Origin of the sequence: Acinetobacter sp. YH01022, from assembly GCF_013420235.1 — a bacterium.
Classification (GTDB): Bacteria; Pseudomonadota; Gammaproteobacteria; order Pseudomonadales; family Moraxellaceae; genus Acinetobacter.
In genome coordinates, this window is record NZ_VOYP01000014.1 from 1 (window position 1) to 15,806 (window position 15,806).

Consider the following 15,806-nt stretch of genomic DNA (forward strand, 5'->3'; position numbering starts at 1 on the left):
TGACAAATATTTCTCAAATAAACTTCGAGTAATTTCTACCATCAATCAATGAAAATAATTTCGATCAATCAACCAGTAAAAATCCACACAAGTTGTTCTTCATAATCTCTTAATGATCTTCTTACTGATTCGTCACCAGCAAGCTAGGTCGGCTATATTACACTAGATATTCTCAGTGTCAATCAGTAATTCAAATTATTTTAAACTTTCTTTCTAAAACCAAATCTCAACACTTCGCGCTAAGTTGCTGTTTTATCAGAAGTTTTAATCTTCATCACCGCCGATGGATGTGCATTCTACACCATCCCAAACCCAATGCAACTCCTTTTTTAAAGCAGTTGAATCGGGTGTCTATTTTATAAACCATAAAATAAATAAGTATATGTTTTATATAATTAAATTATTTAAATAAAAATATTCATTATTTTATTTAGAAATATCACCTCAACATAAGATTATGAAAAATATAAATTTTATAAAATAAAAAACCAAAAAAGCAGGAGAATACTCCTGCTTTTTGCCTAATTTAAAGACAAATTAGAACTTCATACTCACCCGTGCCCAATAGTTACGTCCAATATTGTTAAACTGTTCATCACTATCAAAACCAAAGCCAGCACTGCCCGCTTTATTTAGATGCTCGGTATAGGTTTTATCAAGCACGTTATCAATACCGACTGACAAATCAACACCATCTCGTAAATGATAAGTTCCATTTAGGGATAAAGTGGCAAAACCTGCGCTTTCCTTAAAGTCCTTACCGACAATATTGCCTTGATTCTGGCTGATACGGCTTTGATCATCCACTATTCTCCATAATGCACCCAGAGTATAGTTGTCTTGAATATAACGTAAGTTGATACGTGCCTCTAAAGGTGCTATCTGTGGTAATGGTGTATTGTCTGTGGTATTTTCCCCCCACGCATACATTGCACTCACATCCGCCTGAATTGCATCGGTAAACTGATAACCAATACCCGCTTCTGCACCAGCAATGGTTGCATCCACATTACGTGAATCTGCTGCATTGGCCATCATACTGGTCATCTTGGTTGGATCATAAGTCATCAAGATAAAATCATTGATTAGCCCGGCATAAGCTGAAGCCCAAGTATTTAATGCACCATGCTGATGCTGATAACCTAAGTCCAATTGTAAGGTTTTTTCAGTATCTAAGCGTTTGAAGGTATGCATCGTACCTTCATAATCAGTTCTAAAAAGTTCCCAATAATCCGGCATGCGTTCAACATAGCCAAGACCAAGATAGCTTTTGGCATTATGATCTGGATGCTGGCTTTCTAAGCGCAAAAAAGCACTTGGTATGGTCTCAGTCCGCTTCACCCCTTTTGCAAGTTTTTCCACACTAACATCATCAACGCGCGCACCACCGACCAACTTATGTTGTTCAGTCATCTGATAACTTAGTTCACCAAATGCCCCATAGGAATTAAACTTCATATCTGTCTTCACGGGCATATTCATCATGGCAGAACTCATCCCACCGGCATGATGGTTTTGCTGTGAATCCACACCTGATACGAGTTGAAACTTGTCCCATTCAGTGGTCATTGCAAGACGGGTATTCAGCGTACGGCGCGTAACATTCATGGATTTATCAGCCGCAGGAACGTCTCGTAAGCTATAGTTATCCATGACATGATCGTTAAAGTTGTAATTGATTTGCCCTTCAACTTTTTTAATCACATCATTGATATTCTTTTTCTCAAATCGCAAGCCTAGACTTTCCCGGGCAAATTTAGAGCCATCCATATCACGGCCTGCATACACCACTTCACCGTCGGCTTTTCCCCCACTCAGTTCGATCCATGTATTTTCGTCCGGTGTCCAACCCAATGCGACATCGGCATTCCAGCGTTCCCAATCCGATGGAACAGTGGTGCCATCACCATCTTTATAACTATCCGATACAGAACGATTGGTATTCAGGCGGATATATTTTTTTTCATCGCCGATTGCCGTTTCCACATTCTGATCCAGACGACCATAAGAACCGAGCAGCACACTGGCCTGACCACGATAATTTTTTTCAGCCGTTAATTCTGTTTCCGGACCACGCTCAAAAATAACCGTCGCAGCCGAACCGGTATTGGCATATTGCACCGTCTGCGGTCCTTTAATCACCGAGATCCGGTCATAGCTTTCCGGGGAAATATACGACGTCGGTGAATCCATACGACTTGGGCATGCCCCGAGGTTTTCCGTACCATCGGTCAAAATTTTAATCCGTGAACCAAACATACCACGGAAGGTGACATCCCCATTGGTTCCGGCACCGCTATTGACTGAACTAAAACCGACAATACTTTGCAGATAATCTGCACCATCTGTCGCCGGAATCGGCTGGATCGGCTGTTTGGGATCGGCATGCACAATCAAACCATTGGCATCATTGCCCTGATGAGCAGTTACCACAATCGGCGCTAAGGTTTGAACAGTAGTCGTTTGTTGCTCGGCAAATACAGCCGCTGAATAACCGGCAACACAAATCGCAGCCGCAAGTGGCTGTAAAAAGAATTTTGGCTGAGCCATTTTCAATCTCACTAATACATAAATATGAGCTGCGGTTGAAGCAGCGCAAGGGCTAGAGTCAGTCAAGACCCGAAAATACCTTTTGATTTATGCAAATAGTGGTGGGGCTCGCCCTTGGGGCAGAAGAAAGAGTCGCTGTAAAACAAACCAGACATGACTAAAAGTCTTCTGGAATGCCAATAAGCGTACTTGAATACGGTCTAAAACTTCTTTGACCTCCAGTTCAGGAGGCAAAACCAAATTACCGTAGACAGTACAATACTGACATTGATGATCGGCATCTTGATGGCTATGTTCTACAGACTGCTGTTGATGATCTTGATGCAACTGATGATGTGCATGTGTGGATGCGGAAATGTACGGTAAAGCAGGTTTTTGCAATAATGCACGCGTAATGGTTTCACAGACCGGAGCAATCTGATATTGCTTCGGCAGCAAAGGCTGTAAAAACACAGCAATCTGTAAAAATACGGCTATACAAGATAGCAGTAGACCACTACGAAAAAGCACAGGCAAATCCTAAAATTTGTCGGCGGCCAGTATAACAAAGCCCAATTTAAATTGGGCTTTTTTTTAAACTATTTAATCCGGAAGTTGTATGGATTAGCGTTTCACCGCGACTTTTTCTTTTTGGCGCTGACGCACTACTTTTTCCACTTTTTCACGTGCACGTTGACGTTTTAAAGGCGATAAATAATCAACAAATAATTTACCATTTAAGTGATCCATTTCATGTTGAATACAAACAGCGAGAAGTTCGTCTGCTTCCAGCTCAAATGATTGACCCTCAAGGTTAATTGCCTCGATTTTTACACGTGACGGACGCTCAACTTTATCGTATATTTGGGGCACTGACAGACAGCCTTCTTCATAAGGCTGAGTTTCTTCAGTTAATGGCGTAACTTTGGGATTAATAAAGACCATGGGTTGATCTTTATTTTCAGATAAATCCATGACTATCAGCTGAATATGACGATCCACCTGTGTAGCAGCCAAACCGATACCTGGGGCTTCATACATGGTTTCAAGCATATCGGCTACGAGCTGACGAATTTCATCAGTAACTTCTTCGACTGGTTTAGCAATGGTACGCAGACGGGGATCCGGGAAACTTAAAATAGGTAATAAGGCCATACGGTGTCCTCACTTATGCCATTGATCAAAAAACAAAATGAAGGAATGCTTCATCAAAAAAATGTGTGTAATATCGTTATTATAACGCAACTACATACATAATTTTAGGAATTATGATAATGAAAAAGGTTTTGAAGGGCATGCCAACTTTTAGTGCCTTGGGGTTTAAAAAACAATTGTTGGCACTTGCCGTATGTGTAAGTGTTGGGGCCGGCATGGTCAGCATTGCTGAAGCAGCACCTGCTCGTAATATCAATCCACCTGCATTAAAAGCCGGAGCACCACAAGTTTATGTGGTGAAAAAAGGCGATACTTTATGGGATATTTCCAAAAGATTTTTGAAGAATCCAGTACGTTGGCCTGAAATCTGGGCCAGCAATAAACATGTGAAAAACCCACACTGGATTTTCCCGGGCGACCGCCTGCTCATGTGTACCTATAACGGCAAACCAATTATTGGTAAAGATGAAGGTGATGGCTGTGAAGGGATTATCCGTCGTTATACCGGTGGCACCAAGTTACAACCTCAGGTTCGGGTAGAATCATTAAACAATGCCATTCCAGTCATTCCGCTGGAACACATCAAGCAGTGGTTAGAACGCAGCACCATTGTTGCACCTGAATCCATCACAGGTACGCCATACATTTTAGGCACGGCGGACCAACGTGTTCTGGCGGCTCAAGGTCAAACAGTATATGCGCGCGGTAATGGTCTGGAAGTGGGCCAACGCTATGCCGTTTACCGTGAAGGTGAACCGTATATGTTTACCGATGCAAAAGGCAAAAAATACAATGCCGGTCTTGAATTGATTCAGGTGGCATCTGGCATTGCCATCCGTGGTGAAAATGACATTACTACGCTTGAACTGACAGATACCTATAATGCTGAAGTTCGTCGTGGCGACCGTGTATTGCCTGAATACGATCCAATGCTTCCAACCTTATTCTACCCAACCAATGCTGAAGATGTGGTTGCCGGTGGCCAAGTGGTTCGCGTGATGGGATCAATTGGCACTGCTGCGAAACACAGTGTAGTGACGATTGACCGTGGTAGTTTGCAAGGCGTTCAAGCTGGACAGGTATTGACGGTGAGCCAGAAAGGCGAAGTCGTGACTGACCCGAAAACCAAAGAGCGTATTCAACTCCCTGGACAGCACATTGGTAACATCATGGTATTCAAGAGCTTTGATAACCTGAGTTATGCCTATGTACTGGATAGCGAATTGCCAATTAAAGTCGGTGCTGGCATCCAGCCACCACTAATGGATGAATAATCCTTCAATCAAAATAAAATAAGGCTGAGATTCAGCCTTATTTTTTAAACAATAATTTAAACAATAAAAAGAAGATATCTTTAAAGGTCTCGTTATGCTCAATTCCTTAAGCGCCTTGCAGCTGGATTACATTCGTTTATGGTTTCTGGTACAGCACTCTCTGCCCAGCTTTTATAAAATCCAGGAATACTATACCCATCTGGCCGAAGCAACACTGCCTGACCAAATTGAAACATGGCAAAAACTTGGCATTCACAAAAATCATATTCAGCGGCTGCGAGATTTTCATCTTCCTGAATCACAGCGGCAATTTCAGCATTGTATTGATCTGATTCAAAAACAGAGTGATTTTGTACTGTTGCAGGATGATGCACACTACCCGCAGCAACTACTGCCCTATGCCGATAAGCCGCCGATCCTGTTTGGCCAGGGCAATGTCCAAACCCTGTTACAAGCACAAATTGCCATTGTCGGTAGCCGTAAACCCAGCAATCACGGACGCCAGGTGGCCTATGACTTTGCTTATTATCTCAGTGAAAAAGGCTTTTATATCAGCAGTGGCTTGGCACAAGGCATTGATGAAGCCGCCCATCAGGGTGCTTTGCAGCACAATCGCACCATTGCCGTGATGGGTACAGGCCTAGACCTGACCTATCCCAGTCAAAATCAGCCGTTGCGACAGCAGATTCTTGCTCAGGCCGGTACGGTAATCACCGAGTTCTTACCCGGAACCCCTCCTTTACAGCAGCATTTTCCGCGGCGCAACCGCATTGTCAGTGCCTTAAGCCTCGGCGTGATTGTGGCAGAAGCTGCACTGAAAAGTGGTTCTTTAATCACGGCGAAATGGGCAGCGGAACAGGGCAAATTGGTGTTTGCCATTCCGGGACATATTTATAGCGAGCATCATCAAGGCTGCCATCAACTGATTCGTGAAGGTGGCATTTTAGTCGATCATCCTGAACAGGTGATTGAAGATCTGGCCCTGCCGACACAATGGCAAGCTCAACAGCATAGTGAACAGACCAGTAAACTCGCACCTCTGGATGCCCGGCCCGAACTGCCAGCGCATTTAAGCACTTTGTATAATCAGCTAGACTGGGTCGGGCAACTTCTGGATGAGCTGGTCATTCAACTGCAGTTAGACATTGCCACCCTGACCAGTCAATTGATGGAACTGGAATTACTTGGCTTGTGCACCCAACAAGCTGGCATATATCTACGTTGTCGTCCAGGCAAATAAGGTTCACAATAGCGCTTTAATCAATTTGAAGAGAAAGGTCTGATGATTAGCACCTCTGTTGCCGAAGCTGCTCAATGTTTAAAACAGGGACATGTTTTAGCATATCCCACAGAGGCAGTTTGGGGCTTAGGCTGTGATCCTTTTAACGAACAAGCGTTCCTGGAAATTCTACGTTTAAAGCAACGTCCCATTGAAAAAGGGGTAATTCTCCTGGCAGCACAAATTGCACAGGTAGAACATCTGTTAAAACCGCTGACTGCGGAAATGCGCCAACAGGTCATTGATTCATGGAGTCATCGCTCTCCGACCGAACGTGCAACCACTTGGCTGTTACCCGCAGGCGATCATATTCCGGCATGGATTAAAGGCAACCATCCCAAAGTAGCGGTACGGGTCACTACCCATCCCTTATGTGTCGCACTGTGCAATGCCTTTAACGGTTTTATTGTCTCGACCAGTGCCAATCCTGCTGGAAAAAACCCTGCCCGCTCCCTTCAGGAAGCCAGCCAATATTTTTCCAGCCAAGTAGATTATTTAAATGGCGATTTAGGTTTAAGCAAAGAACCTAGCCGTATTGTGGATGCTGAAACAGGTGAAGTGATCCGCGCTTAATGCGGATCACTTTGATATAATACGGGCTGAATATTATTTTCAGGCAAAAAAAAGCTCAACCATATAGGGATGGTTGAGCATAAAAAGGATGTGCATAAATCACATCCAGAGGGTATGTAAATCTGGTTGTGAAGGTTTAAAGATTGTTAAGAATAACTTAAACATTCACGATATAAATATTATGTAATAATTAATTTCTTTATACAAATATATTATTTATCTTAAAAGACAGCTAAAAACTATCAAATATTTATCACTTTTTATTAATAATTTAAATTATCTCACTATTTTTTAATTATCTTTTAGCTAAATATCCATTTTAAATACTTTTTTAAAACTACGACTCAGACTTTATTTCCATAAAAATTAATGATAAAACCAGTTTATTTGTCTGTTTTTTAATCTGCTATTTTTACGTTTATGCATTTAATTTTGCTGTTGTTACTACCCGATCTTTCTTTTGAGCCAATAAAATACCCAATAAAATGACCAGACCACCGATGCTGTGATACACGGTCCATGCTTCACCTAACCACAGATTGGCAATAATGGCCGTACAGACCGGCATTAAATTCATAAAAATACTGGTGCGATTCGGTCCGATCATCTGTACCGCCAACATCCAGACCAAGGGTGCAATCAAAGATGGGAAAATACCGGCATACAGCACACTGCTTACATTGTGTTGATCAATTGCATCCAGCCCCAAGTATAAAACGAAGGGCAAATGGTAAAGCAGGGCAAAAATAATCTGAACATAAAGACTGATCAGCAAGGGAATCTGCAGTTGCCATTTTTTCAGGAAAACGCCATAAAACGCATAAAAAAATACTGCCAGTACCATCATGATATCGCCCGGATGTCCACCAGATTGCAGCAGATGGGTCAAATTCCCCTGAGCCATGACATAAAGCAAACCGGCAAAAGACAGCATGCTGCCTACAACAGCAAAACGGTTAGGCATGTCCTTAAGCATGAGCATGGACACAAAAATGGTAAATACCGGAATAAAGGCATTGATAATGCCCATGTTAGTCGCAGTGGTATAATGCGCTGCGCTATAGCCCAACCCTTGATACAGCACCATACCAAAAGCACCAAGAACGGCGAGCTGCTTCCAGTGTGCCAAAACTAGCTGACTTTCACGCCAGACCTTGCCCAGCATAAACGGGGTTAAGACGATAAAAGCCACCAGCCAGCGATAGAAACTGATGCTAACCGGAGAAATATAGTCCGCCACATAACGGGTTACGGTAATGTTCATCGACCAGATTAAAACTGCAAGTAATGGCAAAACAAATGCCCACCAGACTGTTTTGTGTTGCTGTGTCATGCCCTATACCATGCTTGAATGTTCAGTTTTTATTTTTACTGAAGTCTGAAATAATTATAATATCGAATTTCAGACATTAATACTGCGCTCAGGACACTGAAGCATTGGGTTGTGACGATTGAGATGACACCCAATATCTTTCAGGCATGAAAGTACGCATACATAAAGATCAAGGACATTCACATGCTCCAGCAGATTCAAAACTATATAGAAGTGGATGAATTCTTTTATCAGAAAGATGAAATTATTGCGCCACACAGTTCATTATGGGGTGATTTCAATTTTAGTTTGAATGGTATTTTGGAATATGAAATTGAAGGACAAATTTATCTGTCACCACCGAATTATGGTCTGTGGCTCCCTCCACAAACAGCACATACCTCTATCGCACTAGATGAAAAAATCACCCACTATGTCTGTATTCGAGTACATCCTTACTTATGTCAGCATTTTGCACCTTGCACCAAAACCTTAAGTATTCGCCCCTTTCTTCGGCATTTGGTGCATGAAATCTTAGAGCAAAAACAGCAGGGTATAACTACACTACATTATCAGCATTTATTACTGGTAGTGAAGGATCAACTAAAAACTGCAGCGGCATATGATCACTATTTACCGCAAACCAACCATGTTTTGCTTAAGCCGCTATTACAGCAATTGGCCAATCCACAGCTCTTTCACAAGAGTTTGCAGCAACTTCTCAGCGGCTCGCCTATGAGCGAACGACATTTACTGCGCTTGAGCCAGCAAGAATTACAATTGAGCTTATCGGAATGGCGCAATCGGGCTAAAATTTTATATGCAATCTCTCAAATTCGCCAAGGCAAGACAGTGAAAAAATTGGCCTATGAGCTGGGTTATCAGCACAGTTCCAGCTTTATTGAGTTTTTTAAACGCTATACCGAACAAACACCTGCACAACTGCGTGATATCTAATACTTACATGAACTTAAATAACTACTTTGCAATTTGCAGCAGCTTAACAACAAAAATGCCCTAGTCACGGGCTAAACTCCTATGCCATTTTGATGACAACACTCTATTAAAGGGAGTCTCTAGCATATATTTCTTAACGTCTTTAATATTTTTTAAATAGTTAGGTCTGATGTTGTCATTGGATCTATAAGGATGCGATATGAAAACACCCTTACTGGCTTCACTCTGTGTTGCCACTCTGGCATTAATAGCCTGTGATAAAAAATCAAATGAAGCACCCGCATCGTCAGCAGCTACCAGCGCTTCCCCTGCAAGTACACAACCTGCAACCGCAGCACTGAGTACAAACAATATCAAAGATATTAAAAATGATTTAATTGAAATCCAGACCCTCTCCCAAAATCGCTCCAAAGAGGCTTTAGACTTGCAAAATAAAGCCAACCAGGCTGCGCAAAAAAATGATAAAGCCGCACTAAATACGATCATTGCAGAAATGAAAACCTATATTGCGAACTTTAACCGGGATCTGGATGCTTTAGCCCTGAAAAGTACCGAGCTAGACAAAGTACGTGGCAAAATTAAAGAATCCAATAATCTGGGTATCGAACTTGCTGAAGAAAGTATTGCCGAAAAACCGGATATGAAAAAAATTGCTGAACTGCGAGACCAGGCAACGCAATTGCAAAAAGAACTGGTCGCCGACATGCAGGCTCTGGAAAACAAAGTCAAAACCGCACAATAATGCATTGCATGATAAAAACAGGTCGATTGGCCTGTTTTTATTTACCCTGCATGAAAGATTACCATCCAGATCTCAATAAAAACTTGTCGATCGACACAATAAGCTTTAAAACAAAGCAGTCATTCACATTCAAATATTCAAGGACTTTCTCATGAGCCAATCTGTTTATGATATTCCGGTCAAGACCATTGCCGGACAGGACATCACCTTAAATCAATATGCAGGCAAAGTATTGCTGTTGGTGAATGTCGCCTCTAAATGCGGTTTAACCCCGCAATATGAAGGCTTAGAAAAACTGTATAAAGAAAAGAAAGACCAAGGACTGGAAATTTTAGGTTTTCCTGCCAATAATTTCCTGGCTCAGGAACCGGGTTCTGATGCAGAAATCCAGGAATTTTGTTCTTTAAATTATCAGGTGGATTTTCCGCTATTTTCTAAAATTTCCGTAGCAGGTGAAGATAAGCATCCGCTTTATCAAACCCTGACTCAGGCCATTCCTGAACGTATTGGCGAAGGACCTTGGTGGAAAGATCTGGTCGATTATGGCCTGACTCCAAATGAGCCGCCTGAAGTGTTATGGAACTTTGAAAAATTCCTGATCAATAAAAAAGGGGAAGTGGTGGCCCGCTTTGCACCAGACATCACAGCCGATGATCCGCGTATTGTTGATGCGATTAATGCTGAACTTGCCAAATAAAAGTATGCTCTAAACCGGCCGGTTCAGCGTGTTTAATTCAGGCTGAAGTCGGCTTTATTTTTCTCTAATCATTTTAACTTTCAAAAAACTGTCCAGACATGAAATCTGTTAAAAATGGCCAAAACCTGGCGAACGTCAGGCTATTTCTACCCCCGGTTTTTATTATCATATCGGTGCAACAACCTGCCGCATGAATGAGATGCCAGTCCAAATCATCACCAGACAAAACACACTACTGACGGATAATGAAAGCCGATTGCCCTAGCACTTTGAAAATTCCCGATCAGCCAGCAAAGGGACATCGGAGCTGGTTGTCCACAGAAATTAGCAGATTCAAATCAAGGCAGGAATTCAGAGAGTTGCATGCCATTCATGCTTCAGAGCAGGCAGCAAATTACATTTATACAATAGATTATTCACGTTTTCTCTTTAACTTAGAGGTGAAATAAAAATATCGGCTGACAGCTATTTTTAATATAGGTAAACCCATGAAAAAACTAGTACATGCTGGACTCTTTGCTTTAACCACTGCCGTGCTGGCAGCACCTGCAGCAATCGCCGCGCCACCTGCTCATGCCCATGAAAATAACAGCCATGCCCAAAATATGCATCCGGGTGACACACATGGCCAACAGCACGCTGGACAGCGTCATCATGAAGTCATACAAGATCGGGTTTTAAAACCATCCCGCGACTGGAAAGCCGGTCAAGCCCTGCCTTCACATTATTATGGTAAAGGCTATGCAATTGATCATAAGCGTTATAAAAATCTGAGTAAACCGGGCAAAAACCAGCGCTGGATTCGCGTCAATGGCGACTATGTACTGATTAACACGCTCAATCACAGTATTGTGAAAATTATGACAAATTGAGCTTAGTCATTTATGTAAAGTTAAGAGCGCTGCAGCGCTCTTTTTTAATAACTCAAGCGCTTATATTCAAAATATTTGTTATCACTTTGCAACAATTAGTTTTTTCTCCACATTCTGTCCCTATATTGTGATGTATTGATTGAAGCTGAAATGAAAGAGATATGAAAAAATTCATCCAAAATGCGGTTTCTCCTTTTGTGATGTTTAGTGCGGGCCTTTTGCTGATCGGTTGTGAACAAGCCAGTACACCGGATTCAACTGAAAATGAAACATCCAGCGAAGTCTCCGAACAGGTCTCTACCCCGTCAGCTACAGAAGCCTCAGCTAATAAAACGGAACTGAAAAGCGGAAACATGTTTTATATTGTCCGCGATGTTGCCGATATGCAATTGAAAACCGGTGACTATATTGAACAGCTCAAACAGAGCCAATCGGATTTAGAAGCGGCTGTTTCCAATCATGATCAGCAGCAATTACAAAGCACTGCAGAATCCTTAAAAGCCCAGTTAAAAGGTTTTGATCAGGCTCTCAGCAGCTTGAACCTGAAAAGCCAGGAAATTGATTCGATTCGTCAAAATGTAATGCAGGCCAATCAGCAAGTACTAGCCACCCCGTTTTTAAATGGCAAGATCGACTTGACTCAGGTCGATTTCAAGAAAATTGAACAACAAATGGGTACGATCCAGACGGAAATGATTAAACTGGCCGGCATGATGATTCCTGCAGGTCAGCATGATTCAGGTTCAAGTGAATCAGATCAGGAAAGTTAATTCTCCTATAGAGAAAGCCTCTAAAAATAAAGACCAATTCAGCGGTCCTGCAGAATTGGTCTGTTTAAATTGAAGATTAAAGTCTCATATCAATCACGATACGGCCATCAATTTTACCCTGCTCCATACGCTCAAAAATATCGTTAATATTCTCAAGCGGTTCAACATGGATATGCGCCTTGACCTTGCCGCGCGCTGCAATATCCAGTGCTTCTTTCAAGTCCAGACGCGTTCCGACAATCGAGCCGCGCACGGTAATCCCTTCCAGCACCATATTAAAAATCGACAAGTCAAAGGTTCCCGCTGGTAAACCGTTTAAAACCATAGTGCCACCACGACGAACAATTGCCACAGCCTGTTCAAATGCCTTTGGCGATACCGCAGTCACCAAAACACCGTGACAACCCTCACCCGTGGCTTTCATGACTTCTTCCTTAACATCCACTTTCAGGGCATTAATGGTCACATCGGCACCCAAGTTTTTGGCCAATTCCAGTTTAGAATCATCCACATCAATTGCCACCACATTAAAGCCCATAGTCTTGGCATACTGAATTGCCACATGACCTAGGCCACCAATTCCGGAAATGGCTACCCAGTCCCCGGTTTTGGCCTCTGTCATTTTCAAACCTTTATAGACTGTCACGCCAGCACACAAAATCGGAGCAATTTCCAGCAGATCAACACCTTCAGGAATCACGCCGACGTAGTCACCATCTGCCAGGCAATATTCAGCAAAACTGCCATTCACTGAATAACCCGAATTTTGCTGCTTCTTACACAAGGTTTCCCAGCCTGCATAGCAATGATCGCAATGACCACATGCAGAATACAGCCACGGAACACCTACAATATCTCCCACCTTTAAATGCTCTACACCCTCACCGACCTCTATGACTTCACCCACACCTTCATGGCCGGGAACAAAAGGTAAAGTCGGTTTTACCGGCCAATCCCCATGCATGGCATGCAGATCGGTATGACAAACACCTGTTGCAATAATTTTCACCAGTACTTTGCCCGGACTGATTTTCGGAATTTCCAGTTCTTGTATTTGCAGCGGCTGGTTAAATGCCGTAACCACCGCGGCTTTCATTGTATTCGCCATATTGATGTTCTCCATATTACGCATACTGAGAAGACTCTTGTTAGAGGAGCCACAGCCCTACTATATCGAACAATAAATAATCAAAATGAGTGGATTTGTATCGGATTTGATCACTTTAGATGTGTTTGCCGTTCAGCAGTACAAGGTGTGCCGGCTCTAAAATGATTGTTTCTTATTTTGAAGCTGATTTGAAAAAAATCACTGGTAAGACTATAAATAACAGCAAGGCATAGCCAATCTTGCTAAAGTCGGGATTCGGGCAACGGATAAGAACTAGACATGTCACGTTTAACTTAGATTTTTACTAAGATTTATAGAGAGTGAACATAATTATTAAAGGTGATTTTTCATCTTAGCGATGAGGTTCATCCTTACCGACTCATGGATTTTACTGTACACGCCATTGTTTAAAAGCAGCCTGCATCGCTTGTTTTTCTTTAGATGAGGCTAGACGGCTTTCCATAGCAGAAAAATCACCTTTATACGCTGCAGCAACCATCGACTTTGCCAGTTCCTCAATACTCTTCCGACCGTACTGTTTATAAGCCAGGATTTCATCTTGCGTTAAAAACAAGTCCCAGCAGGATACGACCGAACTCATATCCACTGCAATGCTGAGATAATAATGCTCAAAGTCTTGGTAAAGTTCCCAAAAATGCGGTTCATGTTCGATAAGGTTCATCTAAAACTATAAGCGTTCAAAGTAGATACTTTTAATCTATACCCAATACCTGCTTATAAGATATGCAACTTTAGATATTATTTTTGCACTGTTGAAATAAAATAGAAATTGTTTGGCTTGAAATAACCCGGCAAAAGCCAATTTTCCTGAAGTAAAAACATGCGCATGGGTAATCTAAAAAGGTAGAGATATAAGCTGGAAGTAAGATCGAATGAAATTTTAAGTTAAAAATAGAACGGTGCTCTGTGTTCTATTCTCCCTCTATACAATTGATGTTTTTATAAAAAAACATTATCCACTTCTCATTTTTCCTATAATATGTACAAATAGCAAACACAAAAAATATTTTATAATATGAAAAAAATGATTCTTGTGGTGGTCTGTTTAGCAATCATGGCGTATGGCATGTTGCATTTCATCATGCCTGAAAAAGCTATGCCACGCTTAAATCAATTTTTTTCTCACCCTATAAAAGATGTTCAACTGATTCAAGACTGGCTCAAACATAATCAACAACAGCAGTTGTTATTGGTTGATGTCATCCAACCGGTCAGCCCAAAGCAAACTGGTCCTTATGTTGAATACATCAAACAACGAATTGAATTGAATCAACAAAATATTCAGCGTATTAAACTCAGTCACTACAAAAGCAAAGCATTTAAAGAAATTCAACAATTGGAAATTCATGCCTTGCAACAATGGAATAATCTCTATCAAAGCAATATTGTTGATGCTTTTGAACAGCAACAACGTTTTTTAGACTTGCCCATGAAAGAATTGCAACAACTGGAAACTGAAGCACGTTACGCACTTCAACAACAAGAAATGAGCGTATTGCAACGGCTACAACAATTGGTCCAACAGAACAGCGATTATGTTGCAAATATTGACCATAACCTGCTTGGTGACTGGCTTGACTACCATTTAATGCAACATGAAATTCACCCGATCATTGTCGAAGGGCAAAATCCCTCCTCCACTGACCCAGATGATCGTTTAGAATCATTACAAGATTTGCAACTGTATAAACGTTTTCAGCCAGATACGGATGAATATAAATACATCATGGCGCTTTCAACTCAGCTTTGGCATGTTGAATATCCCGCTTCATCCAATCTAGCCACAGCAAACCCGCGACCTATTTCATATGCTGACCAATCCGGAGAAGAAATTATCGTTCCGGAAGATATACCCAAAGCTGAAAAATTAAAGCAACTGATTAAGACACAAGATGACAAAGTGAGTGATATGTTGTTCGGTCAACTCAGACAGGCTTTCTTTAAAGAAAAATAGAATTAAATATAGAAAATTCACTCTGCTTTTTAAGCAGGAATAATCTCTTGGGGAAGTAAAAAGAATTTAAAAATAAAAAAACCACCCTTTCGGGTGGTTTTTCAATCTCGAACCGTGTCTTATTGAGCGCGGTTTTTGATTTTGCGGATGGTTTCCAGCTGAGCAGCAGTTTCTGCAAGAGCAGCAAGCGCAGCAGCAGAGTCCAAGTCGCTCTTTTGATTTGCTAGCAATTGTTCAGCTTGTTTACGAGCTTCAATAATTGCGGCTTCATCAAGGTTGTCAGCACGGACTGCAGTGTCTGCAAGTACAGTAACAACGTGCGGTTGAACTTCAAGTACACCACCAGATACATAGATTAACTCTTCTGTACCATTTTCAAGCAGAACGCGGATTGCACCCGGCTTGAGTAAAGTTACCAGCGGAGCATGGCCAGGCATAATACCCAACTCACCACCAGCACCTTTAGCAATTAGCATAGTTACAGTGCCTGAGTACAAAGACTCTTTAACACTTACAACGTCACATTGCATAGTCGCCATGAGAATCTCCTAAATTAGGTAGCT

At 41.8% G+C, this 15,806-nt stretch carries 16 protein-coding genes; 9 read left to right on the forward strand and 7 right to left on the reverse strand.

The window, feature by feature from the left end; translation table 11 throughout:
• Positions 1-537: 537 nt before the first annotated feature.
• The 3 genes from FTT87_RS06745 to def form a co-directional block, all read right to left on the reverse strand.
• Positions 538-2,550: a TonB-dependent copper receptor gene (locus FTT87_RS06745; RefSeq protein ID WP_180174577.1), complete on the reverse strand. Its 2,013-nt coding sequence runs from the start codon at positions 2,548-2,550 to the stop codon at positions 538-540.
• A gap of 87 nt (positions 2,551-2,637) precedes the next feature.
• Positions 2,638-3,060 (reverse strand): DUF2946 family protein, encoded by a 423-nt coding sequence (locus tag FTT87_RS06750; protein ID WP_180042920.1) that lies wholly within the window; start codon positions 3,058-3,060, stop codon positions 2,638-2,640.
• Between the two features lie 93 nt (positions 3,061-3,153).
• Positions 3,154-3,684, reverse strand: a complete 531-nt coding sequence (def, locus tag FTT87_RS06755) for a peptide deformylase (RefSeq protein ID WP_086196623.1) — start codon at positions 3,682-3,684, stop codon at positions 3,154-3,156.
• Positions 3,685-3,803: 119 nt separating this feature from the next.
• Between def and FTT87_RS06760 the strand changes: the two genes are divergently transcribed.
• From FTT87_RS06760 to FTT87_RS06770, 3 genes are all read left to right on the forward strand, one after another.
• Positions 3,804-4,958 (forward strand): LysM peptidoglycan-binding domain-containing protein, encoded by a 1,155-nt coding sequence (locus FTT87_RS06760; RefSeq protein ID WP_180042919.1) that lies wholly within the window; start codon positions 3,804-3,806, stop codon positions 4,956-4,958.
• 94 nt (positions 4,959-5,052) lie between these two features.
• Positions 5,053-6,198, forward strand: a complete 1,146-nt coding sequence (gene dprA, locus FTT87_RS06765; protein WP_180174578.1) for a DNA-processing protein DprA — start codon at positions 5,053-5,055, stop codon at positions 6,196-6,198.
• 42 nt (positions 6,199-6,240) lie between these two features.
• Positions 6,241-6,810, forward strand: coding sequence for an L-threonylcarbamoyladenylate synthase (locus FTT87_RS06770; protein WP_086196626.1), 570 nt, complete (start codon positions 6,241-6,243; stop codon positions 6,808-6,810).
• Between the two features lie 418 nt (positions 6,811-7,228).
• On the opposite strand, the gene FTT87_RS06775 is transcribed toward FTT87_RS06770, so the two are convergent.
• Positions 7,229-8,143, reverse strand: a complete 915-nt coding sequence (locus tag FTT87_RS06775) for a DMT family transporter (protein ID WP_086196627.1) — start codon at positions 8,141-8,143, stop codon at positions 7,229-7,231.
• Positions 8,144-8,326: 183 nt separating this feature from the next.
• Here FTT87_RS06775 and FTT87_RS06780 point away from each other — a divergent pair, with 183 nt between their 5' ends.
• From FTT87_RS06780 to FTT87_RS06800, 5 genes are all read left to right on the forward strand, one after another.
• Positions 8,327-9,079: a helix-turn-helix transcriptional regulator gene (locus FTT87_RS06780; protein WP_086196628.1), complete on the forward strand. Its 753-nt coding sequence runs from the start codon at positions 8,327-8,329 to the stop codon at positions 9,077-9,079.
• Between the two features lie 199 nt (positions 9,080-9,278).
• Complete coding sequence (locus FTT87_RS06785; protein WP_180174579.1) at positions 9,279-9,821, forward strand: hypothetical protein; 543 nt, start codon at positions 9,279-9,281, stop codon at positions 9,819-9,821.
• 151 nt (positions 9,822-9,972) lie between these two features.
• The gene (locus tag FTT87_RS06790; RefSeq protein ID WP_086196630.1) at positions 9,973-10,518 is read left to right on the forward strand and encodes a glutathione peroxidase; all 546 of its coding nucleotides are present in this window, start codon (positions 9,973-9,975) and stop codon (positions 10,516-10,518) included.
• 488 nt (positions 10,519-11,006) lie between these two features.
• On the forward strand, positions 11,007-11,390 hold the full coding sequence (locus tag FTT87_RS06795; RefSeq protein ID WP_086196631.1) for an RcnB family protein: 384 nt from the start codon (positions 11,007-11,009) through the stop codon (positions 11,388-11,390).
• Positions 11,391-11,551: 161 nt separating this feature from the next.
• On the forward strand, positions 11,552-12,160 hold the full coding sequence (locus tag FTT87_RS06800) for a hypothetical protein (protein WP_180042911.1): 609 nt from the start codon (positions 11,552-11,554) through the stop codon (positions 12,158-12,160).
• Between the two features lie 76 nt (positions 12,161-12,236).
• On the opposite strand, the gene adhP is transcribed toward FTT87_RS06800, so the two are convergent.
• Positions 12,237-13,268 carry an alcohol dehydrogenase AdhP gene (gene adhP / locus FTT87_RS06805; RefSeq protein ID WP_086196633.1) on the reverse strand — a complete coding sequence of 344 codons (1,032 nt, stop codon included), beginning with the start codon at positions 13,266-13,268 and terminating at the stop codon, positions 12,237-12,239.
• Between the two features lie 388 nt (positions 13,269-13,656).
• Positions 13,657-13,950 (reverse strand): hypothetical protein, encoded by a 294-nt coding sequence (locus FTT87_RS06810; protein ID WP_180174580.1) that lies wholly within the window; start codon positions 13,948-13,950, stop codon positions 13,657-13,659.
• 354 nt (positions 13,951-14,304) lie between these two features.
• On the opposite strand from FTT87_RS06810, the gene FTT87_RS06815 reads away from it, so the two are divergent.
• Complete coding sequence (locus FTT87_RS06815) at positions 14,305-15,243, forward strand: hypothetical protein (protein WP_180174581.1); 939 nt, start codon at positions 14,305-14,307, stop codon at positions 15,241-15,243.
• A 119-nt stretch (positions 15,244-15,362) separates the two neighbouring features.
• Here the strand turns inward: FTT87_RS06815 and FTT87_RS06820 are convergent, their stop codons facing one another.
• The gene (locus tag FTT87_RS06820; RefSeq protein WP_086196636.1) at positions 15,363-15,782 is read right to left on the reverse strand and encodes a F0F1 ATP synthase subunit epsilon; all 420 of its coding nucleotides are present in this window, start codon (positions 15,780-15,782) and stop codon (positions 15,363-15,365) included.
• Positions 15,783-15,806: the final 24 nt, after the last annotated feature.

What these genes read in the sequence shown, in the direction of transcription:
- FTT87_RS06745 (WP_180174577.1), bottom strand. Translation starts at nt 2,550, where the DNA reads ATGGCTCAGCCAAAATTCTTTTTACAGCCACTTGCGGCTGCGATTTGT.
- def (WP_086196623.1), bottom strand. Translation starts at nt 3,684, where the DNA reads ATGGCCTTATTACCTATTTTAAGTTTCCCGGATCCCCGTCTGCGTACC.
- FTT87_RS06760 (WP_180042919.1), top strand. Translation starts at nt 3,804, where the DNA reads ATGAAAAAGGTTTTGAAGGGCATGCCAACTTTTAGTGCCTTGGGGTTT.
- dprA (WP_180174578.1), top strand. Translation starts at nt 5,053, where the DNA reads ATGCTCAATTCCTTAAGCGCCTTGCAGCTGGATTACATTCGTTTATGG.
- FTT87_RS06770 (WP_086196626.1), top strand. Translation starts at nt 6,241, where the DNA reads ATGATTAGCACCTCTGTTGCCGAAGCTGCTCAATGTTTAAAACAGGGA.
- FTT87_RS06775 (WP_086196627.1), bottom strand. Translation starts at nt 8,143, where the DNA reads ATGACACAGCAACACAAAACAGTCTGGTGGGCATTTGTTTTGCCATTA.
- FTT87_RS06780 (WP_086196628.1), top strand. Translation starts at nt 8,327, where the DNA reads ATGCTCCAGCAGATTCAAAACTATATAGAAGTGGATGAATTCTTTTAT.
- FTT87_RS06785 (WP_180174579.1), top strand. Translation starts at nt 9,279, where the DNA reads ATGAAAACACCCTTACTGGCTTCACTCTGTGTTGCCACTCTGGCATTA.
- FTT87_RS06790 (WP_086196630.1), top strand. Translation starts at nt 9,973, where the DNA reads ATGAGCCAATCTGTTTATGATATTCCGGTCAAGACCATTGCCGGACAG.
- FTT87_RS06795 (WP_086196631.1), top strand. Translation starts at nt 11,007, where the DNA reads ATGAAAAAACTAGTACATGCTGGACTCTTTGCTTTAACCACTGCCGTG.
- FTT87_RS06800 (WP_180042911.1), top strand. Translation starts at nt 11,552, where the DNA reads ATGAAAAAATTCATCCAAAATGCGGTTTCTCCTTTTGTGATGTTTAGT.
- adhP (WP_086196633.1), bottom strand. Translation starts at nt 13,268, where the DNA reads ATGGCGAATACAATGAAAGCCGCGGTGGTTACGGCATTTAACCAGCCG.
- FTT87_RS06810 (WP_180174580.1), bottom strand. Translation starts at nt 13,950, where the DNA reads ATGAACCTTATCGAACATGAACCGCATTTTTGGGAACTTTACCAAGAC.
- FTT87_RS06815 (WP_180174581.1), top strand. Translation starts at nt 14,305, where the DNA reads ATGAAAAAAATGATTCTTGTGGTGGTCTGTTTAGCAATCATGGCGTAT.
- FTT87_RS06820 (WP_086196636.1), bottom strand. Translation starts at nt 15,782, where the DNA reads ATGGCGACTATGCAATGTGACGTTGTAAGTGTTAAAGAGTCTTTGTAC.